Origin of the sequence: Corynebacterium sp. HMSC068G04 (assembly GCF_001814885.1) — a bacterium.
In the GTDB taxonomy this organism is placed as follows: Bacteria; Actinomycetota; Actinomycetes; order Mycobacteriales; family Mycobacteriaceae; genus Corynebacterium; species Corynebacterium hiratae.
This window is the reverse complement of record NZ_KV818293.1, coordinates 67,068-91,007: the sequence shown is the minus strand read 5'-3', so window position 1 is coordinate 91,007 and position 23,940 is coordinate 67,068. Positions and strand designations below refer to the sequence as shown.

Genomic DNA, 23,940 nt, shown 5'->3' with positions numbered 1-23,940 from the left:
CCTAGAAGTTCAGGTTGTTGCGCAATTCGAATGCGGTGATCTGTTGCTGATACTCATGCCACTCGTCCCACTTCGCGCGCAGGAAGTATTCAAAGACGTGCTCGCCGAGGACCTCTGCCATGAATTCGGAGCGTTCAAACTCTCGGAGTGCTTGGTCCAAGCTGCTGGGCAGGTCCTTGTACCCCATCGCACGGCGCTCACGGCGGGTCAACTGATGGACATTGTCCTCGGCCGGATCACCGAGCTCATACCCTTCCCTGATACCGCGCAATCCGGCGGCCAGGAGAACCGCATATCCCAGGTAGGGGTTCATCGCTGAGTCTAGAGAGCGGATCTCCACCCGTCGCGACATTTCCTTGGACAGGCGGTAGGTCGGTACTCGGACGAGGGCCGAGCGGTTGGACACGCCCCAGGTCACCGACCCCGGGGCTTCGCTGCCAAACATCAGGCGCTTGTAAGAGTTGGTCCACTGGTTGGTGATCGCCGTCATTTCCACTGCATGCTCAAGAATGCCGGCGATGAACTGCCGTCCCGTACTGGAGAGGGAAATCTCATCGTCGGGGTCGTGGAAGGCGTTGGAATCGCCTTCAAACAGGCTGAGGTGGGTGTGCATTCCCGATCCCGAGCGGTCTTCGAAAGGCTTGGGCATGAATGTGGCATGCACGCCCTGCTGGGAAGCCACCTCCTTGATGAGGTAGCGGAACGTCATGATGTGGTCTGCCATGGACAGCACATCAGCATGACGCAAGTCGATCTCCTGCTGCCCGGGTGAGGTTTCATGGTGGCTGAATTCCGTAGCGATGCCCATGGATTCCAGTGCATACATCGACCGGCGGCGAAAACTCGGGGCGTTATCGTGGGTGGCTTGGTCGAAGTAACCGCCGTTGTCGGTGGCAATGAGGTTGTTGATATCACGCGCATCCTCAAGGAGATAAAACTCGATCTCCGGTGAGGCCTTACACGTGAACCCTTCATTGGCCGCCTCTGTGACCTGCCGGCGCAGGATGTGGCGTGGATCCACCAGGGAAGGGTGCCCATCGGGCTGGGTAATGTCGCAGAACATGCGCGCTGACAACAGCTCTGGCTCTTCCTTATCGAAGGGCATGATCTGGAACGTTGAGGGATCCGGCATGGCGATAGTATCGGCCTCTGAGATACGGGAGAATCCCTCCACCGAGGAGCCATCGAAGCCAACACCTTCCTCGAAGGCAGATTCCAATTCGGAGGGGCTCATCACCACAGATTTCAACGCCCCCAGGATGTCAGTGAACCAGAGGCGAATGAAGCGGATATCGCGTTCTTCAACTGTACGAAGGACGAATTCGTGTTGGCTGTTCATGTTTTAAACCCTACCGCCGCGCACCGAAGCCGCGGCTGGGCGTTTGCTCTTTTGCCCCCGCAGCGTCACCTATCGACCCAGTTGGCAAGAGTAACTCGGGGGCAAATTTTTTCGACCTTCCAAACCCTTGTCGCTGTCACATGCTTGAATGGCCCCATATCCAAACTGATGTACGAACAAAGATAGGAATGTGATTTCCATGAACACCAACCACGCAACACTGAGCGAGCGAGGACTCGACCTCATTATCCAGGCGGCCCAGCGAGGATGGTCTCCTAAGGATCTTCTTCACGTCGTGGGCGACTTTTGCCACCCACTCATTTATCGTGCCGCCGGCCAGGTGCCCGCACAGATTAGTTCCACTGCGTTGCGCAAAGAGTGGTTGAGCCTCACTCCGCCTGCTTCGATGACCATGTCCACCGATGAACTGACGCGACTCATCGAAGCAACCATGTTGCTTCCCTTACTTCGTGACGTTGACGTGCTCGTGCCTGAGAGAAATAGCTCCCAGTCAGCGCATGGCAGCAAGGAGGATAAAATCCGCACCAAAATCTCCCACCTTCTGCGGAAGGCCGAATCCACTCCCTACGAGGAAGAAGCCAGTGCGCTCATTGCCAAGGCACAAAGTCTGCGGCAACGACACCGGATCGATGGTGCTCTCGACGCTTCGCCCAGCTCCGTAGTTTCCACGCGCCTTCATATCAGCGCCCCCTATATTAAGCACAAGACCACACTTCTTAGCGTCATCGCCGATCGCAATGGATGCACTGTGCTGCAACTTCACCCCAAAGGGATCATCACAGTCTTCGGCGCTAAAGAGGACGTCCACCATGTCACCGACCTCTTCGCTTCACTTCTTCGGCAGTGTGAGTGGCACATGCACCACGGAGAACACGCGAAAAGCGCACGCCAAGACGGCAATGTTGCAGCTTTTCGCCGAAGCTTCATTTTGTCTTATGCCACCCGAATCGGTCAGCTCTTAGATGAGGCAAACACCACGCTGGGGCCACAAAGTACAGACGCGACAGCTTCCACAGCACGGAACCCGGGGACTAGGCATGATGCAGTATTCCTTGCCCAACAGTCTTTATCAGCGGTGGAAGATCGTCGGCGTAGCGCAGAAGCGGTAGTAGATCAGCTCTTTCCCAACGCCCGCACCATATCTTTAGCTATGGGGAGCCGAGCAGGCGTGTCCGCCGGGGCATCCGCTGCGGAAAGGTCTCATTTAAGTGGTGATTCCTCAGGGCTGGCAGGACGTGCCCAACTCACTCGTTAGGGCGGGCTCAAAGGCTGGCACAAGTGCTCTAATGACTAGGTAAACTAGATGGAAGTGTAGAGGTTTTGTGCCTCCTCTTTAAATTTTCGCTCCCCGACGAAGGTGTGTACATGTCTCCGAAGACGTTCCTTGAAATCGAAGCCAAGTTCGCCGTGGATGAAGCCACGCCGGCGCCCGATCTCACCAACCTCGACGAGGTTGCCCGAGTAGCAGAAACCCGCCACCAATCATTGTCGGCGATCTATTACGACACGGAGGACCTTCGCCTTACCCACGCCAAGATCACGCTGCGCCGTCGCACCGGTGGAAATGATGACGGTTGGCACATCAAGATCCCCGGTGCCGAAGGCCGCACCGAAATTCGTGCCGAACTCGGCGAAGCAATTGATGGCAAGTACGAGGTTCCGGCCGAGCTTCTCCACCAGGTTCGCTCAGTGATCCGCAATCATCCGCTGGAGCCCATTGCGCAGGTCGACAACAACCGCACCGAATTGCTCCTTGTCAACGCCGATGACCAGCCGGTCGCTGAGTTCTGTGATGACCATGTCACCGCCTTCTCCTTCCTTCCGGGTGGCTCCCAGAGCACCTGGCGTGAGTGGGAAGTCGAGCTCGCTGGGGAACTCCCTGGATCCAAGGAAGGCAGCGCTCTACTGCGGCACGCCACTTCCCTACTGATTAGCTCTGGGGCTCGGATTTCTTCCTCGCCGTCCAAGTTGAAGTCGGCATTGGGTGAATCCGTCAATAATGTCGAGCTTCCCCCGTCGCTTGCCACGTCCAACGTGGAACCGGGCTCACCCGCGGCAGCGGTTGTTGACGCATTGAAAGCCAACCGGGACAAGCTCGTCGAATATGATCCACGGGTTCGCCGCGATGAGTGGGATTCGGTTCACCAAATGCGCGTTGCTACCCGTGAACTGCGCAGCCACCTGCAGACCTTCCACGGCATTGTGGTGGGCCCCGAAATCGAGCGCATTGAGTCAGACCTGAAGGAACTTGCGGCCATGTTGGGCGTCGCCCGTGACGCCGAGGTCGTGGAGGAACGTTGGCAGAACCTCCTCGCGTCCGAGGATTCCGACGTCCTTGATGAAGCCACCCGCGAACACATTGCTCACGACATGGGCCGCGCCTACCGCCGCGCGCATCGCCGAGTCATCGCCGCGCTCGATTCCGATCAATACTTGGCTCTGCTCGATGCATTGGATGCCTTCCTCTCCGACCCGCCGGTTGCTGGTGAAGACACGCCCGCTGACGCCGACAGCACCTCTGCCAGCGGCGAGGCGGAAGACTCTGCGGTCGACGATTCGGCGTCTGCTGCCCCCACTGAAGAAAAAGAGGAAGAACAAGAGTCAGCAAAGGTCTACGAGCCGAAGCACGCCAAGCCAGATGAGGACGAAGAGCCCCACGATCTTGATACGGTGATGGCCCTGCACCTCAAGCAGGCTTATGACAAGCTGGTCAAGCGCCACAAGAAGGCAGTCTCCAACTGGGATAATACCGAGCTGACGCTACATGAACGTGAAGAGTACTTCCACGATATGCGCAAGGCAGCAAAGAAACTGCGCTATGCGGCGGAGGCAGCTGGTTCCGCAACCTCGTTGAAGACGAAGAGCCTCTACAAGGCCTGCAAGCAGATGCAGTCAGTCTTGGGAGACTTCCAGGATTCGGTGACCTCTCGCGACAAGCTGCTCGAACTGGCAGAGACCGCACGACGCCGAGGCGAGGACACCTTTGGCTATGGTCTGCTCTACCAGCGTGAGCGCGCCATCGGTTTGGAAGCGCTCAACGCCTACTCGGAGAGCTTCAAGGCCATCAAGTCTGCGTTCAAGCCGCTGCGCAAGAAGCTGCGCTAATTCCTCCCCGCTGGGCGCGCTGCAACGCCCGGCAGGTGGAACAAACATTTCAACGGCCCACTCCGTCGCGTTTCTCGCGAGGGGGTGGGCCGTTGGCTTTGAGTTACCGCCGCTCAATGGGGCGTCCTGCAGGAGTCCTGCAGGACTTTAGTAATCGTCCTCAGCGGCGTCCTCGGCATCAGCCGCAGCAGTGCGGGCTTGCGCGATTTCGATGGCGCGCTCGGCTTCCTCGCGGGAATCATAGGGGCCCATGCGGTTCTCCCAACCAGACACCTTGCCCTGGGTCACCTCACCGGTGGACGGGTCGTAGAACCACTTGTTATCAGCCTCGGCCATTGTTTTCTCCATTCTTTTAGGCGCTAGATCAGTGCACCCCACACTACAGACCGCCCATCGACTACGCCCGTTAGAATAGATAGGTCACCTACCTCCTGCCCCGTTTACGGGCAGGATCTCGCCACCAGCAAAGGAGAACCTTCCCGATGCCCCTGTGGACTGCCCCTTCGACCCCGGCCGTCGACCGCGTTCGCGCCGCGCACAGCGACAACATCGGCGCAGAGCCGGCGCATGTCGCCAGCGCCCCAGCCACCTGGGCACTCATCGGCGAGCACATTGACCACTACGGCGGCATCACCATCATGGGCCTGGCTGATCTCCGCGCTGCAGTAGCTGTGAGCCCTCGCAGCGATGGCATCGTCAACGTTCGCCTCGAGCACACCAACGGCGAGACCGTTGAGGACCAGATTTCGCTAGAGAAAGTCTCCTCCCTCGCCGCGGAACAGCAGCCCGGCGTCGATTCCGAAGGCCAGCCCATCGAGCCCCCGGCGCCCGAGGGCGCCATCGCAGCGCGCCTCGGCGGGATCATCTACACCATGATCAACCGCCAGCTCCTCACCCGCGAGACCGCCGGCGCCGACATCACAGTGGTCAACGATATCCCAGATTCGGCTGGGCTCGGAGCCGCCGCAGCCATCGATATCGCAACCGCTTTGGCCTTGCTCGGCGGCGCGGACGATCTCCACGACGCGCCTCTTCGCGCCCGGATCGCAGAGGTATGCTCCCAAGCTGTCGGCACCTTCGCCCGCTTCCCTGCGCTGCGCGCCCGCCACTCCGCCGCACTGCGTGGCGCGGGTGACTCCATTACCATCATCGACTACGCCGACGGTTCCGTCACCCAGGCACCGCACGTGGTCAACAAGGACATTGCAGCTTTTGCCCTCGCCGTCCCCGGTGACTTCGATTCCGCTGAGGCTGTTGCCGAAATCCGCGCCCGCGAGCGTTTCATTGACGCCGCCTGCCGCGCCTTCGGCACTGCATCGCTGCGCCTCCTGCCGGATGCGCCCCAGCGTGTCCTCGAGTGGCTCGCCGCCGTCCACAAGGTGCACGGCCCCGAAAACCAGCCCACCATCGACCAAGCCACAGCATGGCTCACTTTCTACTCGGAAGAAACCGAGCGAGCCGAGAGAATTGCCCGCGCCTTGCGCTCACGCCGCGGCACCGAGCTCTTCCCGCTGCTGACCCAATCGCAGTCGGCCTTGGCCACGGTCTATGGCTTCAACTCTGCGGAAAAACTCGCACAACTGGCCACCGCTCGTGGCGCCGTCGCCGCGCGCTCCGCCCACGCCGGGACTTCGACCGCGGTTATTGCCTACGTCCCAAGCACCAAGGCCCCGAACTTCGCGGCCGACCTCGCCGAGGACGGCCTGCTTGTCGTCCCCCTATCGGCCGGTGCCCCCGCCATTACCGAGGACTAGTCCGCCGGCCACGCAAAGAGCACGTCGCGCTCGGCAACATCGGCCTTCACCAGCGAGACGGTGGTCTCGCTGCCGGTGGGCGGTTGCCCCACAGCCACTCCAATCACCGGCGGATCCAGAACGACGAGACGCGCTTTCTCGCGCTTTTCTCCGCCGTCGACAACCACGGCCTCAAAGTTGGTTCCTACCCACGGCGCCAAGACCGTAGCCTCTGTCAGGTTAAGACACGCCTTATCCACTTGGGAGGCCAGCTGCGAGGTCGAGCGCATTGTGGAAATGACATCCCCGGCGCGCTCGCGTACCCACTCCGGCACCTCATAGCCGCCGCTCAGCGCCAAGCACACCTCCGTGGCAAATCGGTCGATGAGGCGGCGCAGCGGGGCAGTCACGTGCGCATAGTATCCGCCGATTCCCGCATGCACGTCCGCCTCACCGTCCTCCAGCCACACGTAGTCCGCCCCGCGCAATAGGCGCTGGGCCTCGCGCATCACCGCCATGCCACGCGGTGAATCCGCGTCCACGGAATGGAGGAATTCCGAAATGCTGCTCTCCCCCAACTCAAAGCCCAGAGCCTCAGCCTCGGTGCGAAACGTTGCCTCAGCTTCCGGCGTGGCCGCGGACAGCGTGCGCAGGAACCCCACTCCGTGTTCTTCCATGAGGCGCCCGGCACACATGCCGGTAAGCAACGAGATTTCGGAGTTATAGTCCATCACCTCATAGCGCGGCTCCATCACCAGCTCGTAGTGCCCCTTCTCCGCATCATTCGTCTCGGACACGCGCTGCGAAGGAAGACGCAGGTTGATTGCCTCGCGGCGCAGCGAGGAGGCCTGGCGCAGCTTGCCTACCTCCGGCAGTAAGGCGATAGAGGAATGCAGAGTGCCATTCTCCAAGTCCGCATGGGTCTGGTCGTAATCCAGCCGGGCGCGGCTGCGCACGAGTGCGCGCTCCACCGAGAAGTCCTCCACCTCACCCGCAGTGTCGAGGTCGAAGGTCCAGAGGACGGCGGGGCGGTCGACGTCGGCAAGCAGCGAGGCCCTATCCTCGGAGAGCTCCGCCGGGTGCAGACGGGCTGGCTCATCGGGCAGGTAAATGGTCTGCCCGCGCGTGAGGGATTCGGTCTCCAGCTCGGAGCCCGGTTCGATGAAAGCGGCGACATCGGCAATGGCGTACAGCACGCGGTAGCCGCCATCGCGGGCTTCGATGAAGACTGCCTGGTCCAGATCCATGGATCCGGCCGGATCAATAGTCACCAGCGGGATGTCGCGGGCATCGCGGCGCTGCTCAGCGTAGCGGTCCTGCGCTGACGCGGCCTGCTCGGTGACTTCTCCTGGGAAGTCGGTGGGAACGGAGAATTCCTCGGCGATGGGGCGAAAGTCCAGGGGCGCGGCATACAGCTTCATGCCGTCCCATTGTTCCAAAAAATAAAGATATGGGCGCGAATGAGCCAACCTATAAGCCGGATTCTGTGCCGCGCACCAAGGCGCGGTGGTAAACATCCATCCAGGCCAACCGTTGCCAGTTGGCTCAAGCAGCTACCTTCAGGCTTCGGCGAGCAACCTACTAACGCCTGATCGGGCCCGCAAGCGTGGCGGGCCGTGATGCCTTGCTCCCAGTGGGGTTTACCCAGCCACCGCCATCGCTGACGGTGCTGGTGCGCTCTTACCGCACCCTTTCACCCTTACCGCTTGCCTATCGCCACACCGAAGCGAAGCGAAAGGCGCGGCGGTCTACTTTCTGTTGCACTTTCCCGCGGGTCACCCCGGGTTGCTGTTAGCAACCACCGTGCTCTGTGGAGTCCGGACTTTCCTCGGCCCGCGCCTAGCCCCAGAAAGGGGCCGGTTCGACGGAACGCGTTTACCCGGTCGGCTCATTCGCGCCTGTTAGTTTATCGCAGCGCGCCCAGATGCCCCACATCGTTAAATCGGTGCAGGGTGCTACCGCCATCGAAGAACTCAACTTCGCTCAGCGAAGCCAGCTCCAGGAACAGGTGGTTGGGGGTCTGCGGTCCAGAGTCGAGCGCTTGGCGCACGAAGGACTTGATGGGGTTGACGTGGGAGACTACGAGCACGGTTTGCCCCGCATAGCGCTGCTGCAGCTGGCGGCGCGCGGCGCTGACGCGGCGGTGCACCGCGCGCAGGGACTCCCCGCCCGGGCAGGCCACGGACGTATCCTTCAGCCAGCGCGCGTGGAGCTCGGGGTCGGCGGCGTCGGCCTCGGCAAAGGTCTTGCCTTCCCAGCGTCCGAAGTCCACTTCGATGAGGGCCTCGACGGTCTCCACCCGCAGGTCCCGGCCCTCCACCACGGCCGCGGCCGTTTGCTGGCAGCGGCGCAGGGGCGAGCACACCACGGCATCGATGTGGGTATCCATCAGCGCTTGCGCGGCGGCGAGCGCTTGCTTCTTGCCTAGCTCGGTGAGCTCGGGGTTTGCGCGCCCGGAGTATTGCTTGGCGGCGGACATCGCTGTCTGCCCGTGGCGCAGCAGGATGAAGCGGGTGGCCGGGCCACACTCAGGGCGCCAGTCGGCCGCGGTCGATGACGCCGCGCTTGGCGACGCCTCCCCCGCCTCCCCGCCAGGTTCTACACCGCCCGCCGCATCGACCGCAGCGCCGGCTTCAGCGGCGTCGCCGGCCCCCATATCGAGGATGCCCACGGGCTCGCCCTTCGCGGCGGCGTCCATAGCGACGTTGGAGAGCTCATCGGCCACCGAGTTCTTGGCGCGCGGGACCCACTCGAGGCTGAAGCGCGGAATCTGGTTGAGTAGGCGGCGCGCCTCGATGGCGAGCTTCTGCATGTCCGGATGCTTGATCTTCCAGCGCCCGTTCATCTGCTCCACCACGAGCTTGGAGTCCATGTAAAACTCCACCTCGTCCGCGCCCAGTTCCACCGCGGCCTCGAGGCCGCGCAGCAGGCCGTGGTATTCGGCCACGTTATTAGTGGACTTCTGCCCCACCACGTAGGCGATTTCCCTAAGCAGCTGCGAGCGGTCCTCGTTGTAGACCGCCGTTCCAGAACCGGCTATCCCGGGGTTGCCGCGGGAGCCGCCGTCAGCGAAGATGACGAGCTTCATGAGGCCGGGCGTACCAGGTAGGAGCCGCAGTCACTGCACTGCGGGACCTCGTCGGCCGCCGCGTTGCGCACCGCGTTCTGCTCGGCCGGCGGCAGCACGATGAAGCAGCCGCCGCAACCGCGCCCGGTGAAGGCCGCCGCACCCACACCGTTTTCTTCGCGCACGGTCTCGTACTCCGCCACGATGTCCGCGGGCAGCTGCTCGCGCAGCTCGCCGATGCGCACCTGCGGATCCGGTCGGTTCGCCGCGGCCTCCTGGGCGGCTTCGGCCGCGCGCTTGAGCACTTCGAGCTTGCGCTCGGAATCGGAGACCTTCGCGCCGTGGACATCCAGGTTGGCACGCAGGGCGTGAATTTCGTTGTGGGCTTCTTGCAGCTCGCTCATGAGATCCGCGATGCGGGACTTAGCCGCATAGAGATCGTGTTCCAAGTCCTTGCGGGTCTCCGGGTCGGTCGCGGCACCGAGCTGGGCCTTATCGTCGCGCTCGCGCTGGCGCAGCTTGCGCTCGTCGGCCTGGATGCGCAGGATCTCCATCTCCATATCGTCGACGGCGAGCTGGGCGGAGCCGGAGGCGTCGAGAAGCCGGGCGTGTGCGGCCTGTGCCTTCTCGTATTCCTCTTGCTCCGGGATGGTGGGGGTTCCACCGTGCGCCTGGGAGCGCTCGAGGGTCGCCAGCTCCAGCAAGATGCTCTGCAGATCCTGTGACAGTTTCATTTAGTTCTCCTTATGCGCAGAAATCGTCCATGGGTCGGTGCGGACATCGATGATCTCGGTGTTCACGCGCAATGCGTTCTCCACAATATCGCGCGCCTGGGTGGTCCAGGGAAACTCGCTGGCCCAGTGAGCGGTGTCCACCACGGCTGGGCCTTCAGGTTGGGCCAGGTGCGCAGCGCGCAGATGTTCATCTACCGGGTGGTGGCGCAGATCGGAGGTGACGTAGACGTCCACGCCGAGCGCTGCTGCTTGGTCCAGGAAGGAGTCACCCGAGCCACTGGAGACGGCCACGCGCTTCACCACGCGCTCCGGATCACCGGCCGCACGCACTCCCCACTCGGTTTCTGGGAGGGCATCGGCCACGCGCTGGGTGAATTCGCGCAGCGTCATTGGTTGCTCAAGCTCACCCACGCGCCCCAGGCCCAGCGCCTCGTCGAGGTTCTCATAGGGCTCGACAGGGACGATGGGGCGGCCGGGCGTGATGCCGACGAGTTCGGCCAGCTTGTCGTTGACACCCGGGCGCGCTTTATCCGCGTTGGTGTGCGCGGCCAGGAGGGCCACACCGTTGCGGATAAGAGTGTGAATGACCTTGCCCTTCGGGGTATCCGCCGCCACCGAGGTCACCCCGCGAAGCAGCAGCGGGTGATGCACCACAAGCATCTGCGCGCCGAGCTCCACGGCCTTATCTGCCACCTCCTGGGTGCAGTCCAACGCGAAGGCCACGGTGCGCACCTCGTCCGCGGGGTCACCGCACACCAGGCCGACTGCATCCCACGACTCAGCGAGCTGCGGCGGGTAGGCCTCGTGGATAACGCGGCGAATCTCGCCAACGGTCGTGTGTTCTGCCATCTCGTTTGCTCCTTATACGGCTTCAGGTTTCACGTCAGTCGCGTCGCTGCTATATCCTAGCTTTCGTTCGTCAGCGCACCCCTCTAGCTTAAGGAGCCTTTGCATGACGCCTCCGGAGAACGACAACCAGCTCCACATCGTCTTCGTGTGCACGGGCAATATTTGCCGCTCACCAATGGCGGAAGTCATTACCCGTGATGCCATGGAGACCGACATGCTCGATCTCCTCGCCCGCGTGGACTCCTGCGGCCTCGGCGGCTGGCACGTGGGCCAGGGCGCTGATGAGCGCGCTGTGGCTGAGCTGCGCCGCGGCGGGCACGATGGCGCTGGCCACCAGGCCGCCCAGCTGGGTCCGGAGCACATGGACGCGGACCTGTTCGTGGCCATGGATACCGGCCACCGCGATGCCCTTATCGAGCGCGGCATCCCGAAGGACAAGGTGCGCCTCATGCGCAGTTTCGACCCGAATTCTCCGGAGGACGCCATCGTGGAGGATCCGTTCTACGGCACGGAGGAGGACTTCGCCCGTACCCGCGAAGAGATCGACGCCGCCGTTCCAGGTCTGCTCGAGTGGATTAAGACGAACCACGGCTAGATAATCTTTTGCGGCTACTAGACTGATCATCATGCTCAAGACATTCCTCAAGCCTGGGTGGGTGCTCTTTCTCATCTTCATCGTCGCCTTTTCCTATTTGTCTTTCACGGTGCTCGCACCGTGGCAGCTGAATAAAGACGACCAGATTGTGGAGCGCAACCACCTCATTGAGGAGGCCTACGACGCCGACCCCCAGCCCGTCACCGAAGTCTTTTCCGCCGATGGCTCCCTGCGCAAGGAGTGGGAACGCGCGGAGCTGACCGGCCACTATCTTCCCGAGGATGAGGTGCTGCTGCGCCTGCGCCCGGTGGAGTCCGCTCCGGGCTTCCAGTCGCTGATTCCCTTTGAGACCGACTCCGGCGAGACTTTCCTGGTCAACCGCGGCTGGGTACCCACGGATGAGGGCAATTCCGTTCCCCACATCGATCCGGCCCCCTCGGAGAAGGTGACCATCGTGGGCATGGCGCGCTACAACGAGCGCGAGCACACCTCCGCCCCCATTGAGGAGCAGGGCTACACACAGGTCTACTCCATCAATACGGAGCAGATCGCAGAGCTTGTCGACGTCCCCCTCGCCCACGACTACCTCCAACTCTCCCCCGATCAGCCAGGTGAGCTGCATGCGCTGCCGGTGCCGAAGCTGGACCGCGGCAACCACCTGTCCTATGGCTACCAGTGGATCGCCTTCGGCGTGATGGCACCGCTGGGCTTTGCGTATTTCGTGTGGTCCGAGATTCGGGAGCGCCGCCGCGCCCGTGAGGAAGAGGCCCTGATGGCGGAGGCGACTGCGGCCGCCACTAGTGCCGGCTCCCCCGATGCGGCTGCGGACCCTGACGCCGCAGGCTCTGACCACGAAGAGCCCGCAGGCGAGCACTCCGACGCCACAGCGCCTTCTACCCCGCCTTCGACGCCAGCAACTACCTCGCAGCCTTCGCGCCGCTCCCGCTCACGCTATGGCTCCGCCAAGCCTGACTTCTACGAGAAGATCCGCGAGCGCGGCCAGGAACGCTTCTAGCCTCGGCCCCCACAGGGGACGATGATGAACGCGATTGCGTGGACGCGAGAAGCGACCGAAACCGAGATTGCCGACAGTATTCTTGAAGCCGCTGGCTGCACCGCTGAGAACTGCGTTCCCAACTGGGACGAAGACATGCCAGAAGCAGTGTGGCCAATCAACGGTAGTGAAGAAGAATGTCTCCGAATCGGCAAGCAAGCAAACGGACTCTACTGTGTCAGGATCTTCTCCATGAGATTCTATCCAGGGCACTGCCAAGGCATCTACGGTGACGAATATCGCAAAGAAAACGTCGCACTCAACCAAATCGAAGAAACAATCTTCCAAGCGCTCAAAGAAACCAACCGGATCAATCTCCGCGAGTGGCCAGGCGAACACTAAGACAAACGGTGCGAAGCAGGATCGACATTCCCTACTAGAGCAAAGAGCATCTTTCGCCCAAGCGCAAAGCCTTCCTTCTCATTCACGCCCGACGCTGCTAAATATGGGTCAATGCGGATACCGATGCACCTTCCTGTGCTCGAACCAGGCCCAAATCAAAGAAGCCAAGAACAACAGTGGCGTAACCCATGCCAGACGATGCCACCAATGTGCTCCAAAGTATGATTCATCAGCACTTAATCCTGCTAGATAATTGATTACAAGCGTTGCGATGAACAGCACTACAACGACAGTAACGCTCCACCAGTAGGCTGTGCTTTTCTGTTTACGCATCAATGTCACCTTCAGCTTGCACTGAAAATGTCGAACTCAGCGCGAACAATGCCGTAGCGCTCACGCACGCCAGCCCTTTTTTGAACATGATGACCCCTTTTCCAGATTTCCAAGATGCCCGGCTCATCACCGGCTTACCTCAAACCTATGACTAATGAAAAATGCAGTCAATAACCATTTGCCAACAATGATTATTCATCTGCATAAACACTGGTCATGCTTTTGTGGCCTAAGTCATTTTCGTAAGTATTAGTTCCACTTGTACATGGAGCACCGTTACGCATCCGTTCATTCGTAGAGGGGAGCGAATATCGGATTGGGGCGAGTGGTGCCCTTTTGAGGTATACCCCAACCGAACACTCCACGGGCATTGCCGGCCAAATCATCGGCTACGCCCGCATCAGCACTACCGACCAAACCCCGAACGCCAACACACCCAACCCAAAGCAGACGGAGGAGTCCGCATATACACCGACCACCAAAGCGGCCTTCACCCTAGGGCACCCGCGGCGCGGCCCTCCGAGCACGACGAAACCCCTCTCCGACTTAACGGAAAGGGGTTTCATTTGGTGCGGCCTGAGGGGATCGAACCCCCGACCTACTGGGTGTAAACCAGTTGCTCTTCCAGCTGAGCTAAAGCCGCAGTGCACTTGGTGTGCTCGACCAAGATTAGCCCATGGGCACCCGCAGCAACAAATCGGGGTGTAACTAGTCGCTGCGAATGCCGCGTGAGCAGGTACATCCTGCGATTATTCCTTAGGGCTTCTTGGTGTAGCCGCGGGCCACGAGGCAGGACCCCTGCCACTCGCCGAGGCGCTCGGCCTTGGTCTGTACGAGGCCGGCCAATTGTGCAGATTCGGAGATCTCGCCTGGCTCCAAGTTGCCAGGCTTTCCAGCTCCTGGGGTCAGCAGCCAGATGCGGCCGGAATCGCCCAAGGGGCGGGTGGCATCCACCAGCCCATCGACCAAGTCGCCGTCCTCCGCGCGCCACCACAGCAGCACAAGGTCGCACAACTCGTCGGTCTCTTCCTCGAGGAAGTCCTCCCCCAACACGTCCTCGATGGACTCAGAAATCGTGGAGTCACAGTCTTCGTCCCAACCAAGTTCTAGGGCAATCTGGCCCTCCTCGATGCCGAGCTTGGCTGCGAATCCCGTCACTCGTTGAGTTCCTTCCGATGAAGTAGTTGATGTCATGCAGAGTATTTTAACGTCTACGGTGCACTTTTTCGCGTCAAACCTCCCCCGTTCCTCCCCAGAGGTGGACATTTTCCCCCATAAAACCACCCGTGGGGGCCTCCGAGTGACCCACCGCGAAAGGGGCGCGTATCCTAGAGCAAGATCTGTGTACTACGACCCAGGAGGATTTAATGGCCGACTTGGACGCCCACAACGGCGACTCCAACTTTCCCATCGTTCGCGATGGCGTGGCAGCATACCTGCATGACTCCGACCCCGAGGAGACCCGCGAGTGGATGGACTCCCTCGACGGTCTTCTAGATTCTTCCGATCCGGAGCGCGCCCGCTACCTCATGCTGCGCCTTCTTGAGCGCGCTACCGCCAAGCGCGTGCCGTTGCCGTCGCTGACGTCCTCGGATTTTGTTAACACCATCCCTACCTCCCTGGAGCCAGAGTTCCCGGGCGATGAGGAGTTGGAGAAGCGCTACCGCCGCTGGATCCGCTGGAACGCGGCCATCATGGTGCACCGTGCACAGCGCCCGGGCATCGGCGTCGGTGGCCACATCTCCACCTACGCAGGCGCTGCCCCGCTGTATGAGGTGGGCCTGAACCACTTCTTCAAGGGCAAGGATGATCCCTCCGGCGGCGACCAGGTCTTCTTCCAGGGCCACGCCTCCCCGGGTGTCTACGCCCGCGCCTTCATGGAGGGCCGCCTGAGCGAGGAAGACCTCGACGGCTTCCGCCAGGAGCACTCCCGCGGCGAGGGCAATGGTCTGCCGTCCTACCCGCACCCACGCCTGATGCCGGACTTCTGGGAGTTCCCCACCGTGTCCATGGGCCTGGGCCCCATCAACGCCATCTACCAGGCACGCTTCAATAAGTACCTGGAAACCCGCGGCATCAAGGACACCTCCAAGCAGCATGTCTGGGCCTTCCTCGGCGACGGCGAGATGGATGAGCCGGAGTCCCGTGGTCTGCTGCAGATGGCTTCCCTCTATGAGCTGGATAACCTGACCTTCGTGGTGAACTGTAACCTGCAGCGTCTCGATGGTCCGGTGCGCGGTAACACCCAGATCATTCAGGAGCTGGAGTCCTTCTTCCGCGGTGCCGGCTGGTCCGTCATCAAGATTGTCTGGGGCCGCGGCTGGGACAAGCTGCTGGAAGCCGACAAGGACGGCGCCCTGGTCAACATCATGAACACCACGTCTGATGGTGACTACCAGACCTTCAAGGCTAACGACGGCGCCTACGTGCGCGAGCACTTCTTCGGCCGCGATGAGCGCACGCTCAAGCTGGTAGAGGACATGTCCGATGATGAGATTTGGGCACTGCGCCGCGGTGGCCACGACTACCGCAAGATCTACGCCGCATACGACAAGGCGTTGAGCTACGCGGGCACCGGCCGCCCGACGGTCATCCTGGCCCACACTATTAAGGGCTACGGCCTGGGCCACAACTTCGAGGGCCGCAACGCTACCCACCAGATGAAGAAGCTGACGCTGGAGGATCTGAAGCTCTTCCGCGACAAGCAGGGCATCCCGATCAGCGACGAGCAGCTCGAGGCCGATCCGTACCTGCCGCCGTACTACCACCCGGGCAAGGATGCTCCGGAGATCAAGTACATGCTGGAGCGTCGTAAAGAGCTGGGCGGCTTCCTGCCGGAGCGCCGTGAGAACTTCGAGACGCTGACCACCCCGGATCTGTCCAAGCTGCGCTCGGTCCGCAAGGGTTCCGGCAAGCAGGACGTCGCCACCACCATGGCGCTGGTGCGTACCTTCAAGGAGCTCATGCGCGACAAGGAGCTGGGCAAGCGCGTCGTGCCGATCATTCCGGATGAGGCCCGCACCTTCGGTATGGACTCTTGGTTCCCGACTCTCAAGATCTGGAACCCGCGTGGCCAGAACTACGTTCCGGTGGACCACGACCTCATGCTCTCCTACCGCGAGGCCACGGATGGTCAGATTCTGCACGAGGGTATTTCTGAGGCAGGCGCAGCCGCCTCCTTCACCGCGGCTGCTACCTCCTACGCCACCCAGGGCGAGGCGATGATTCCGCTGTACATCTTCTACTCGATGTTCGGTTTCCAGCGCACCGGCGATGCCTTCTGGGCTGCTGCCGACCAGCTGGGCCGCGGCTTCATCATCGGTGCGACCGCCGGCCGCACCACCCTGACCGGTGAGGGCCTGCAGCACATGGACGGCCACTCCCCGATCTTGGCGTCGACCAACCCGGCCGTGGAGGTCTACGACCCGGCCTTCGGCTACGAGATCGCTCACCTGGTTCCGCGCGGTATTGAGCGCATGTACGGCGAGGACAACGAGCCGATCATGTACTACATCACCGTGTACAACGAGCCAGTCAAGCAGCCTGCTGAGCCGGAGAACCTCGACGTCGAGGGCCTCCACAAGGGCATCTACCACTACAACACCGCCGAGTCCGGCTCCATCCCGGCCAACATCCTGGCCTCCGGTGTGGGCATGTACGAGGCCCTGCGCGCCCAGGAGATCCTGGCTGAGGACTTCGATGTCAAGGCTTCGCTGTTCTCCGTCACCTCGTGGGTCAACCTGGCTCGCGACGGCGCTGCCCGTAACCAGGAGGCACTGCGCAAGGGTGTTGAGCCGACCGAGGCATTCGCCACCTCCCAGCTCAAGGGCTTCGAGGGACCGTTCGTCGGTGTCTCCGACTTCGCTACGGACCTGCAGGAGCAGATTCGCCCCTACGTCCCGGGCGACTACATCGTCCTGGGCGCAGATGGCTTCGGATTCTCCGATACCCGCGAAGGCGCTCGCCGCTACTTCAACATCGACGCCGAGTCCATCGTCGTCGCCGTTCTCGAGGGCCTGGCCCGCGAGGGCAAGGTGGAGCGCAGCACCGTGGAGAAGGCAGCTCGTGAGCTGAAGCTCGACGACCCGACCGCCACCATCTCCACCTCCTCCGACGAGGACTAAGGCTTAGGGCTTAACAGCCCCAAGCCCTCCAGCCCCTTCTGCCCCACCTCGGGCAGGAGGGGCATTCTTCTTACCTAAACCGAGGGGCGGCAACTGTCGTTGTTGCCAAAGTTCTGGCCAGATCTTGAATCAGAGGCTCTATCTTTGGCAGAACGGGTAGTTCGACCACCGCGCGGGGCTCAGCCACCGCCAACAAAAGGCCCTGCCGCTGTCGACAAAGGACTTAGCCGGCATTAGCGCGGCTTAGTCGCCACCGAGCACGCGATCGAGGACCCGGCCCAAGGCCTTGGAGACCTCGCTGGGCTCTTCCAAGATGACCATGTGGCCAGCACCGTCGACGACGGTCAGGGTGGAGTCCGGCCAGTGGCGGGCAATCACCTCCGATTGGCGGTGCGGGGTCACGATGTCATGCTGGCCCACCACGATTTCGCCCGGCACGCTGCGCAGCCGGGCCGTTGCGCCGAACTCAGAGTGCTCCACCAAGTCATCGAAGAAGCCCGCATAGCTCGACATCGGCGTATCCAGCAGCATCGCCACGTGGAATTGCAGCTTGTCCATTTGTGGGAAGCCCTGCAGCAGCGCCGCGAAAGCCGGGGCGATGACAGCCGCTACCTCAAAGCGCACCCGGTTGAGCCGACGGGGCAGCTTCAAGCACGCGCGGTAGACCGCGCCGAGGGTCTTCGATTCCAAGATGCGAGCCACGCCTGCGGCGGCAAAGCGCTGCATAGAGGTGGCCACCAGCGCCATCCCCTCAACGCGGTCAAAGATCTGGCGCGGTGCGCGGCGCAGCAGGTTAAGCGCAATCATTCCGCCCATCGAGTGCCCAAGCAGCACCAACGGCCCCTCGGCGGCACGCTCAGCGATGACGGCCAGCACATCGTCGGCCGCGCCCCGAACCGTGCACTGCGCGGGGGCGACGTGGGTGGATTGGCCGTGGCCGCGAACGTCGACAAGCAGGCAGCGCACCGTGGGATAGTTGCGGCGCACGTCGTTGACCTGGGAATAGAAGCTCTCAGCAGACAGGCAATAGCCGTGGATGAAGACCGCGGTGACCTCCGCGTCCTCCGGGCCCACCTCGTACCACGCCACGCGCACGCCGTCGTTGTCGACGAAGCCCGAGTCGCTCACCGCAGTCAGGCCCGGTTCAGTCGTGAGATCATGCAGCTCATTGTGGACGGCGTGCTCGATGGCGCGCATGCGGGGGCGAACCCGGCGCGACCAGCTGCGCGCGACGGCGGAGGAACGTGCTCGAATAACCATGACATTTCAATACTAGACTGGGCCCCATGGCTAATGACCTTTCAGCGCAACTCCAAGCCCGTTTCGGCTCCGCGCCGGCCGAAGAGCAGGATTCTGCACCCACCGGCGACGCCTATAGCGAGCTCACCCGCCTCATCACGAAGGTGACCGGCGTGGAGGAAGGACTAGAGCGCGAAGCAAAGCTGGAGGACCTGGGGGTTGAATCGCTCGAGCGCATCGAATTAGCCGTGCGCCTCGAGGAAGCCTGCGGGGTCCGCCTGAATGAAGAAACCATGCTCTCCGTCACCACGGTGGGCGAACTTGCTGATTATGTGGAGGAACACTCGTGATTTCCTATCTTTCGGACATGGACGGCGTGCTGATCAAGGAAGGAGAGATGATTCCCGGCGCGGATAAATTCATCCAAGCGCTGAAGGACAACAACATCGAATACATGGTGCTGACCAATAACTCGATGTCCACCCCGCGAGACTTGTCAGCACGCCTGCAGAACACCGGCTTGGACATCCCGGCCGAGCGCATCTGGACCTCAGCGACGGCCACCGCGGCCTTCCTCTCCAACCAGGCGGGGCTGTCCACGGCTTATGTCGTGGGCGAGTCTGGGCTGACCACCGCGCTGCACGAGGCCGGCTGGATTCTCAACGACCGGGAAGCCGATTTCGTGGTCTTGAGTGAGACCCGCACGTACTCTTTCGAAGCCATCACCACGGCCATCAATCTCATCCGCAACGGCGCGCGCTTCATTGCCACTAACCCGGACGTCACGGGCCCGGCCCCGCAGGGCGTGCTGCCGGCCACGGGTGCTGTGGCCGCACTCATCACCGCGGCGACCAACCGCGAGCCCTACTACGTGGGCAAGCCCAACCCGGTCATGATGCGCAGCGCGCTGAATAACATCGGCGCGCATTCGGAGAACACCGTCATGATCGGCGACCGTATGGATACCGACGTCAAGTCTGGTCTGGAGGCGGGTATGCGCAGCATCCTGGTGCGCTCAGGTATCAGCGATGACCGCATCATCGAGCGCTATCCTTTCCGCCCGACGCGAATCATTGACTCCGTGGCGGACCTGCCGGAGCGCATCTTCGATCCCTTCGCGGACTAGGCCTTCACCGACTTAGACGGCGCGCTTGACGACGCCCCGAAAACCGTACTCCCCCGCCAGCATCTCCACCGCGCGGCCCAGCGCTTCTAGTTCGCTGGGCGTTCCGGTGAGCACTTGCTGGCAGCCGATTCCGGCACCTGTGTTGTCGACTCCCTTAGCAGCGTTTGCTGCATTGTCGTCATTTATGCCGACAACGTCCCACAGCGGGTCGCGGCGCCAGCGGGTGCACCACTGGGCGGTCAGCGGGTCATCGCCGGGGACGATGAATTCGCTTTCGCTGCGAATACAGCGCGCCATTGCGCGCTCGATGGCAGGGCGCAGGCTGCGCGGCATGCCCGAGATCTGCAGCACGGCGGTGCAGACCTCACCGCAGGCGCGGTTGGGCCACGTATCCGCTGGGCTGCCAAGTGGGCTGGCTGAAGGGGCCGGCTCGGTTGCACCGGCTACCTGCGGGTGAACGCGTTGATTCACTCCTTAAACTCCTTTGACGTGCGAGTGATGGCACGCCGGCATGCGCCGACGCAAGACGAGCTTCGTCTTCCCCTACGAACTAGTCTTCATCACGCCACTCGCGCCGAGGCGCGAACACCGATTGGTGTGGCCACGGTATGTGGCCACTCGGTGCGTCATTGTGTGCCCACGATTTTCCCCTGCCACTTAGGCCACAACAACCCTCAACCTGCACTTAAGCCCCCACTGCCTCAATATCAGGTTGAGACTTTCGCCCGGAAATTCACCCCATTAACCACATTCGCCACATGAGGGCTCACGAGCATCATGTGCGCGCGGTCGCCACAGGTGCCCCACTACCCCCGTTGTGGCGCCTGTCGGTGCGCCGCTACGCCATCCAAGTTCTTCACCGCGGCTATGGCTAGCGCGCCTGGCACTCCTCCCAGATCGCCGTATTGGTCTCGGCCCACAGCGGCTTGCACCAGTCTCCGAAGTCGCGATCCGTGAGCGCCACCATCGCCCACTCACCAGCCACCCACAGGTAGGTTCCGCTCATGCCGAAGTGGCCTACGGTATCGGCCGGCAAGCCGCCCATCCATTGCTTCTTTTCGCCGTGGATTTCAAAGCCCAGCCCCCACGCGCAGTCCTTGAAGCTGCCGTAGCCCGGCACAATCCCGCGCAGCCCCGGGAACTGGACGCTGCGCATCTCTTCCACGGTGGAGGGATCAAGCAGGCGCGGCGCGTACACCTCGGCGGCAAAGGCGGAGAGGTCCTCCACACTAGAAACCAAGCCGTGCCCGGCCGAGCCTTCCAGGGTGGTGGCCTGCATGCCCAGCGGAGCGCACACGCCTTCCGCAAGGTAGTCAGCAAAAGAAATCTCGGTAGCAGCCTCGACTACCTCGGCAGCCCACTCATAGCCCGCCGAGGAGTAGATACGGCGCTCTCCTACCGGTTTTTGAGACTCCCGGGTATCAAAGCCCACCCCCGAGGCATGGGCCAACAGGTGTCGCAGCGTGGAGCCTTCAGGACCGGCTGCCTGATCCAGCTCCACAGCGCCCTCCTCTACTGCCACCATCACCCCATAGGCAGCCACCAGCTTGGTCACGGAGGCTACTGGGAAGCGGCGGGAGACATCACCGACCTGTTCTACTACCTCACCGCGGTGCAGCAAGGCACCGGCAACGGTATCGACGGGCCAGGATTCAAGAGAAGAAAAAGCGCTCATGCGCTCCAGCTTAACGAGGATCGCGCTCGCAGCCTACGCCATCACCATCGCGGTCGAACTTGGATCGGAAGCCCGGGTCACTCGGGTAGATGGGGCGGCCCAGCGCGTTCCACACATCGGCGCAGCGAGAGTAGTAGGCCGGAGCCGGTGCCGGCTTCGGTGCGGGGGCAGGGGCCGGAGCAGGTGCAGGTGCCGGCGCAGGTGCGGGAGCCGGCGCAGGAGCTGGCTGCGGTGCGGGCGCAGGGGCCGGAGCAGGTGCAGGTGCCGGGGCGGGTGCGGGCTCCTGTGCCTTCGGCGAAGGAATCACGCCCGGCAGCGGGTTCGGGATGATTCCCTGCTGCACGGCCCAGAACACGCCGCCGGCGATGGCCGCGAGAAGCGCTGCGCTAACACCCAGGCCCAAGGCAAGCCTCTCGCCCTGGGAGGATTGCTCGAATTCGGCGTCATCTTCCTCCTTGCTGGAGGAGCCAGTGCCTTCGGTGGAGGAGCCCAGCTCCTTGCTGGAGGATTCAACGTCCAGCTCCGAAGACAGGCCGGCGTCGAGGTCGCCCGTATCAGACGGAGAGGAAACCGCGGTGGGGGCCTCCTCGTAGGATGCGCCGGTCTCCGCCTGAGCGGGGACGACAACGGACAGGGAGAGAGAAACAGAGACAGAGGCGGCGAGAACCGCACGAGAGAACTTCTTCATAGGCATAAGTTATAGCCCGTAACTCACCCCGCAAGAAATTACTCCACCCCAAGGGGTAAAGCACACGTGAAGCCACGGAAAACCACACCTGACCGACGGGCGAATTCTCTGTCCCCGAGTTGCGGCACCGCCTCAGCGGAGAAACCGTAGAGCCATGCGCCGCTCTCTAACTCGTCGCCGCCTCCTCCACGCCTCCGGATTAGCCACAGCCACCGCCGCCTCCCTCGTCGCCTCTTCAGCATCGGCAGCCGATCCCACGTCCACCTCCTCCCTCGGGCTAGTAGAGCCACCCGCGGGCACGCTGCCCTTCGTGCACGGAGTGGCATCCGGCGATCCGATTCCGGATTCGGTCATCCTCTGGACGCGCATCACGCCCACAGAGGAGGCACTGCCGGGCAGCGGCGTAGGCCCTTCGGTCACCGTGGAGTGGGAGGTGGCAGCGGATGGGGAGATGAGGGACGTCGTCAAGCGCGGCACTGTGGTTGCCTCCGCAAGCCGTGACCATACTGTCCACGTGGACCCGCACGGCCTGCAGCCGGACACCGAATATTTTTATCGCTTCCTCGTCGATGGTGTCTCCTCCCCCATCGGGCGGACCAAGACCGCACCCGCGGCCACCGCCTCGCCGGAGCAGCTCACGTTTGGGGTCGCCTCCTGCGCGAATTGGGAGTCGGGCTTCTTCAGTGCTTACGCGGACATCGCCCGGCGCGCGCACTCCGGGCAGCTGGATTACATGGTGTTCTTAGGCGATTACATCTACGAGTACGCCGCCGGCGAATACTCCGGGTTTGGGCCGGTGCGCCTGCACCACCCGGCGCACGAGATCACCACGCTGGCGGATTACCGCACGCGTTACGGGCGCTACCGCACCGACCCCGACCTGCAGGCAGCGCATGCCGCTCTGCCGTGGATCGTCGTGTGGGATGACCATGAAACAGCCAACGATAACTGGGCCGGCGGCGCGGAGAACCACGACCCCGCCACGGAAGGAAGCTGGCAGGAACGGCAAACGGCGGCCATGCGCGCCTACTTCGAGTGGATGCCCGTGCGCGCCACCGCGCCTTCCGAGGACGGGCATCTGTACCGCTCACTGACCTTCGGCGATTTGGCGGAGCTGACCATGATGGACCTGCGCACCTACCGCGACCAGCAGGCGCAATGGAACCCGGTGGCGTTTATGAAAGAGGGCCGGAGCATGCTGGGCTCGGAGCAGTATGACTGGCTGCTGGGAAAGATTGAGACCTCGCAGGCCACGTGGAATCTGCTGGGCAATTCGGTGATGTTTGCCCCGCTGAACCTGGTGTCACTGCAGGAGAATTCGCTGACCGCACAGGTGGCTGCTGCCCTGACGAAGAACATCACAGGGATTCCCGTCAACGGGGACCAGTGGGATGGTTACTCCGCAGAACGCCGCGCGCTTATCGACGCCCTCCGCGCCTCCCCTGCCCACGCCCTGTTCCTCACCGGCGATATCCACACCGAATGGGCGCATACGATTAGCAAGGGCGAGGAGGTGGTTGCCGCGGAGATGGTGTGCGGGTCCGTGTCGGCGCCCAATATCAACGAGGCGCTCAACCTACGCGCGGGCAATACTGTCTCCCGCCTTGCCGAACAGGTATTACGCCAGGCCAACCCGCAGTGCCACCACGTCGAGCTGGATAGCCACGGCTATTGCTTCGTCACGCTGAGCCGCGAGGAGGCGCAGATGCACTGGCTGCGCGTGGATGATGTACTCAGGCCGGGTTCCCCCGTGAGGCAGGCGCATGCGCTGACCTATAGGCCGGGCGCGGGAGTTGTGAGCTAGCTTGCTTGCGTTAACGATCGGTGGCGATGGGCCGATACATAAGGTGTAGCGCATTACGCCGCTGCACTTCCCTATCACTCATATCTCTCGTGCGCCCTCTCCAAGCGTCTCT

General features: G+C 62.4%; 21 protein-coding genes, 1 tRNA gene and 1 other RNA gene. 10 read left to right on the top strand and 13 right to left on the bottom strand.

Going from position 1 to position 23,940, the window contains the following annotated elements; all coding sequences use genetic code 11:
- Position 1: 1 nt before the first annotated feature.
- A complete protein-coding gene (locus HMPREF2993_RS01640; protein WP_046647739.1) occupies positions 2-1,339 on the bottom strand; it encodes a glutamine synthetase family protein in 1,338 nt (445 codons plus the stop codon).
- A 199-nt stretch (positions 1,340-1,538) separates the two neighbouring features.
- On the opposite strand from HMPREF2993_RS01640, the gene HMPREF2993_RS12955 reads away from it, so the two are divergent.
- On the top strand, positions 1,539-2,615 hold the full coding sequence (locus tag HMPREF2993_RS12955) for a DUF2786 domain-containing protein (RefSeq protein ID WP_083318673.1): 1,077 nt from the start codon (positions 1,539-1,541) through the stop codon (positions 2,613-2,615).
- Positions 2,616-2,725: 110 nt separating this feature from the next.
- A complete protein-coding gene (locus HMPREF2993_RS01630; RefSeq protein WP_070700677.1) occupies positions 2,726-4,465 on the top strand; it encodes a CYTH and CHAD domain-containing protein in 1,740 nt (579 codons plus the stop codon).
- Positions 4,466-4,612: 147 nt separating this feature from the next.
- On the opposite strand, the gene HMPREF2993_RS01625 is transcribed toward HMPREF2993_RS01630, so the two are convergent.
- A complete protein-coding gene (locus tag HMPREF2993_RS01625; protein WP_046647736.1) occupies positions 4,613-4,801 on the bottom strand; it encodes a hypothetical protein in 189 nt (62 codons plus the stop codon).
- A gap of 146 nt (positions 4,802-4,947) precedes the next feature.
- On the opposite strand from HMPREF2993_RS01625, the gene HMPREF2993_RS01620 reads away from it, so the two are divergent.
- Positions 4,948-6,219 (top strand): galactokinase family protein, encoded by a 1,272-nt coding sequence (locus HMPREF2993_RS01620; protein WP_070700675.1) that lies wholly within the window; start codon positions 4,948-4,950, stop codon positions 6,217-6,219.
- Here the strand turns inward: HMPREF2993_RS01620 and HMPREF2993_RS01615 are convergent.
- The 5 genes from HMPREF2993_RS01615 to HMPREF2993_RS01595 form a co-directional block, all read right to left on the bottom strand.
- A complete protein-coding gene (locus HMPREF2993_RS01615) occupies positions 6,216-7,619 on the bottom strand; it encodes an RNB domain-containing ribonuclease (RefSeq protein WP_070700673.1) in 1,404 nt (467 codons plus the stop codon). The genes HMPREF2993_RS01620 and HMPREF2993_RS01615 overlap by 4 nt on opposite strands.
- Positions 7,620-7,655: 36 nt before the next feature.
- An RNA gene (rnpB, locus tag HMPREF2993_RS01610) (RNase P RNA component class A) lies at positions 7,656-8,089 on the bottom strand.
- 15 nt (positions 8,090-8,104) lie between these two features.
- Complete coding sequence (locus HMPREF2993_RS01605; RefSeq protein WP_070700671.1) at positions 8,105-9,286, bottom strand: bifunctional RNase H/acid phosphatase; 1,182 nt, start codon at positions 9,284-9,286, stop codon at positions 8,105-8,107.
- Positions 9,283-9,999 carry a zinc ribbon domain-containing protein gene (locus tag HMPREF2993_RS01600; RefSeq protein WP_049156859.1) on the bottom strand — a complete coding sequence of 239 codons (717 nt, stop codon included), beginning with the start codon at positions 9,997-9,999 and terminating at the stop codon, positions 9,283-9,285. The genes HMPREF2993_RS01605 and HMPREF2993_RS01600 overlap by 4 nt, the downstream gene beginning before the upstream one ends.
- Positions 10,000-10,848 carry a Nif3-like dinuclear metal center hexameric protein gene (locus HMPREF2993_RS01595; protein ID WP_070700668.1) on the bottom strand — a complete coding sequence of 283 codons (849 nt, stop codon included), beginning with the start codon at positions 10,846-10,848 and terminating at the stop codon, positions 10,000-10,002. It abuts the gene before it with no gap.
- 103 nt (positions 10,849-10,951) lie between these two features.
- Between HMPREF2993_RS01595 and HMPREF2993_RS01590 the strand changes: the two genes are divergently transcribed.
- From HMPREF2993_RS01590 to HMPREF2993_RS01580, 3 genes are read left to right on the top strand one after another with little or no spacing between them, the layout of a single operon-like run.
- Complete coding sequence (locus HMPREF2993_RS01590; RefSeq protein WP_070545512.1) at positions 10,952-11,443, top strand: low molecular weight protein-tyrosine-phosphatase; 492 nt, start codon at positions 10,952-10,954, stop codon at positions 11,441-11,443.
- Between the two features lie 31 nt (positions 11,444-11,474).
- Entirely contained in the window at positions 11,475-12,458 is a 984-nt protein-coding gene (locus HMPREF2993_RS01585) for an SURF1 family cytochrome oxidase biogenesis protein (protein WP_070700665.1), read from the top strand.
- Positions 12,459-12,479: 21 nt separating this feature from the next.
- Positions 12,480-12,839, top strand: coding sequence for a hypothetical protein (locus HMPREF2993_RS01580; protein ID WP_049156851.1), 360 nt, complete (start codon positions 12,480-12,482; stop codon positions 12,837-12,839).
- A gap of 900 nt (positions 12,840-13,739) precedes the next feature.
- Here HMPREF2993_RS01580 and HMPREF2993_RS01575 read toward each other — a convergent pair.
- A tRNA-Val gene (locus HMPREF2993_RS01575) sits at positions 13,740-13,815 on the bottom strand.
- Positions 13,816-13,928: 113 nt separating this feature from the next.
- Complete coding sequence (locus tag HMPREF2993_RS01570; RefSeq protein WP_046647091.1) at positions 13,929-14,366, bottom strand: DUF3052 domain-containing protein; 438 nt, start codon at positions 14,364-14,366, stop codon at positions 13,929-13,931.
- 173 nt (positions 14,367-14,539) lie between these two features.
- Here HMPREF2993_RS01570 and aceE point away from each other — a divergent pair, with 173 nt between their 5' ends.
- Complete coding sequence (gene aceE, locus HMPREF2993_RS01565) at positions 14,540-17,296, top strand: pyruvate dehydrogenase (acetyl-transferring), homodimeric type (protein ID WP_049156849.1); 2,757 nt, start codon at positions 14,540-14,542, stop codon at positions 17,294-17,296.
- A 243-nt stretch (positions 17,297-17,539) separates the two neighbouring features.
- Here aceE and HMPREF2993_RS01560 read toward each other — a convergent pair whose 3' ends face one another.
- Complete coding sequence (locus HMPREF2993_RS01560) at positions 17,540-18,556, bottom strand: alpha/beta fold hydrolase (RefSeq protein ID WP_070545521.1); 1,017 nt, start codon at positions 18,554-18,556, stop codon at positions 17,540-17,542.
- Between the two features lie 26 nt (positions 18,557-18,582).
- On the opposite strand from HMPREF2993_RS01560, the gene HMPREF2993_RS01555 reads away from it, so the two are divergent.
- Positions 18,583-18,885 carry an acyl carrier protein gene (locus tag HMPREF2993_RS01555; RefSeq protein WP_070700662.1) on the top strand — a complete coding sequence of 101 codons (303 nt, stop codon included), beginning with the start codon at positions 18,583-18,585 and terminating at the stop codon, positions 18,883-18,885.
- A gap of 17 nt (positions 18,886-18,902) precedes the next feature.
- Positions 18,903-19,661: an HAD-IIA family hydrolase gene (locus HMPREF2993_RS01550; protein ID WP_210401537.1), complete on the top strand. Its 759-nt coding sequence runs from the start codon at positions 18,903-18,905 to the stop codon at positions 19,659-19,661.
- A 12-nt stretch (positions 19,662-19,673) separates the two neighbouring features.
- Here HMPREF2993_RS01550 and HMPREF2993_RS01545 read toward each other — a convergent pair whose 3' ends face one another.
- From HMPREF2993_RS01545 to HMPREF2993_RS01535, 3 genes are all read right to left on the bottom strand, one after another.
- Positions 19,674-20,132, bottom strand: coding sequence for a hypothetical protein (locus HMPREF2993_RS01545; RefSeq protein WP_070700656.1), 459 nt, complete (start codon positions 20,130-20,132; stop codon positions 19,674-19,676).
- A 400-nt stretch (positions 20,133-20,532) separates the two neighbouring features.
- Positions 20,533-21,336, bottom strand: coding sequence for a serine hydrolase domain-containing protein (locus HMPREF2993_RS01540; RefSeq protein WP_070700653.1), 804 nt, complete (start codon positions 21,334-21,336; stop codon positions 20,533-20,535).
- A gap of 10 nt (positions 21,337-21,346) precedes the next feature.
- Entirely contained in the window at positions 21,347-22,024 is a 678-nt protein-coding gene (locus HMPREF2993_RS01535) for an excalibur calcium-binding domain-containing protein (RefSeq protein ID WP_070700650.1), read from the bottom strand.
- Positions 22,025-22,178: 154 nt separating this feature from the next.
- Here HMPREF2993_RS01535 and HMPREF2993_RS01530 point away from each other — a divergent pair, with 154 nt between their 5' ends.
- Positions 22,179-23,828: an alkaline phosphatase D family protein gene (locus tag HMPREF2993_RS01530; protein ID WP_070700647.1), complete on the top strand. Its 1,650-nt coding sequence runs from the start codon at positions 22,179-22,181 to the stop codon at positions 23,826-23,828.
- The last annotated feature ends 112 nt before the right edge of the window (positions 23,829-23,940 follow it).

What these genes read in the sequence shown, in the direction of transcription:
- HMPREF2993_RS01570 (WP_046647091.1), bottom strand. Translation starts at nt 14,366, where the DNA reads ATGACATCAACTACTTCATCGGAAGGAACTCAACGAGTGACGGGATTC.
- HMPREF2993_RS01555 (WP_070700662.1), top strand. Translation starts at nt 18,583, where the DNA reads ATGGCTAATGACCTTTCAGCGCAACTCCAAGCCCGTTTCGGCTCCGCG.
- HMPREF2993_RS01560 (WP_070545521.1), bottom strand. Translation starts at nt 18,556, where the DNA reads ATGGTTATTCGAGCACGTTCCTCCGCCGTCGCGCGCAGCTGGTCGCGC.
- HMPREF2993_RS01595 (WP_070700668.1), bottom strand. Translation starts at nt 10,848, where the DNA reads ATGGCAGAACACACGACCGTTGGCGAGATTCGCCGCGTTATCCACGAG.
- HMPREF2993_RS01625 (WP_046647736.1), bottom strand. Translation starts at nt 4,801, where the DNA reads ATGGCCGAGGCTGATAACAAGTGGTTCTACGACCCGTCCACCGGTGAG.
- HMPREF2993_RS01615 (WP_070700673.1), bottom strand. Translation starts at nt 7,619, where the DNA reads ATGAAGCTGTATGCCGCGCCCCTGGACTTTCGCCCCATCGCCGAGGAA.
- HMPREF2993_RS01640 (WP_046647739.1), bottom strand. Translation starts at nt 1,339, where the DNA reads ATGAACAGCCAACACGAATTCGTCCTTCGTACAGTTGAAGAACGCGAT.
- HMPREF2993_RS01620 (WP_070700675.1), top strand. Translation starts at nt 4,948, where the DNA reads ATGCCCCTGTGGACTGCCCCTTCGACCCCGGCCGTCGACCGCGTTCGC.
- HMPREF2993_RS01580 (WP_049156851.1), top strand. Translation starts at nt 12,480, where the DNA reads ATGATGAACGCGATTGCGTGGACGCGAGAAGCGACCGAAACCGAGATT.
- HMPREF2993_RS01600 (WP_049156859.1), bottom strand. Translation starts at nt 9,999, where the DNA reads ATGAAACTGTCACAGGATCTGCAGAGCATCTTGCTGGAGCTGGCGACC.
- HMPREF2993_RS01535 (WP_070700650.1), bottom strand. Translation starts at nt 22,024, where the DNA reads ATGAAGAAGTTCTCTCGTGCGGTTCTCGCCGCCTCTGTCTCTGTTTCT.
- HMPREF2993_RS01550 (WP_210401537.1), top strand. Translation starts at nt 18,903, where the DNA reads ATGGACGGCGTGCTGATCAAGGAAGGAGAGATGATTCCCGGCGCGGAT.
- aceE (WP_049156849.1), top strand. Translation starts at nt 14,540, where the DNA reads ATGGCCGACTTGGACGCCCACAACGGCGACTCCAACTTTCCCATCGTT.
- HMPREF2993_RS01590 (WP_070545512.1), top strand. Translation starts at nt 10,952, where the DNA reads ATGACGCCTCCGGAGAACGACAACCAGCTCCACATCGTCTTCGTGTGC.
- HMPREF2993_RS01605 (WP_070700671.1), bottom strand. Translation starts at nt 9,286, where the DNA reads ATGAAGCTCGTCATCTTCGCTGACGGCGGCTCCCGCGGCAACCCCGGG.
- HMPREF2993_RS01585 (WP_070700665.1), top strand. Translation starts at nt 11,475, where the DNA reads ATGCTCAAGACATTCCTCAAGCCTGGGTGGGTGCTCTTTCTCATCTTC.
- HMPREF2993_RS01530 (WP_070700647.1), top strand. Translation starts at nt 22,179, where the DNA reads ATGCGCCGCTCTCTAACTCGTCGCCGCCTCCTCCACGCCTCCGGATTA.
- HMPREF2993_RS12955 (WP_083318673.1), top strand. Translation starts at nt 1,539, where the DNA reads ATGAACACCAACCACGCAACACTGAGCGAGCGAGGACTCGACCTCATT.
- HMPREF2993_RS01630 (WP_070700677.1), top strand. Translation starts at nt 2,726, where the DNA reads ATGTCTCCGAAGACGTTCCTTGAAATCGAAGCCAAGTTCGCCGTGGAT.
- HMPREF2993_RS01540 (WP_070700653.1), bottom strand. Translation starts at nt 21,336, where the DNA reads ATGAGCGCTTTTTCTTCTCTTGAATCCTGGCCCGTCGATACCGTTGCC.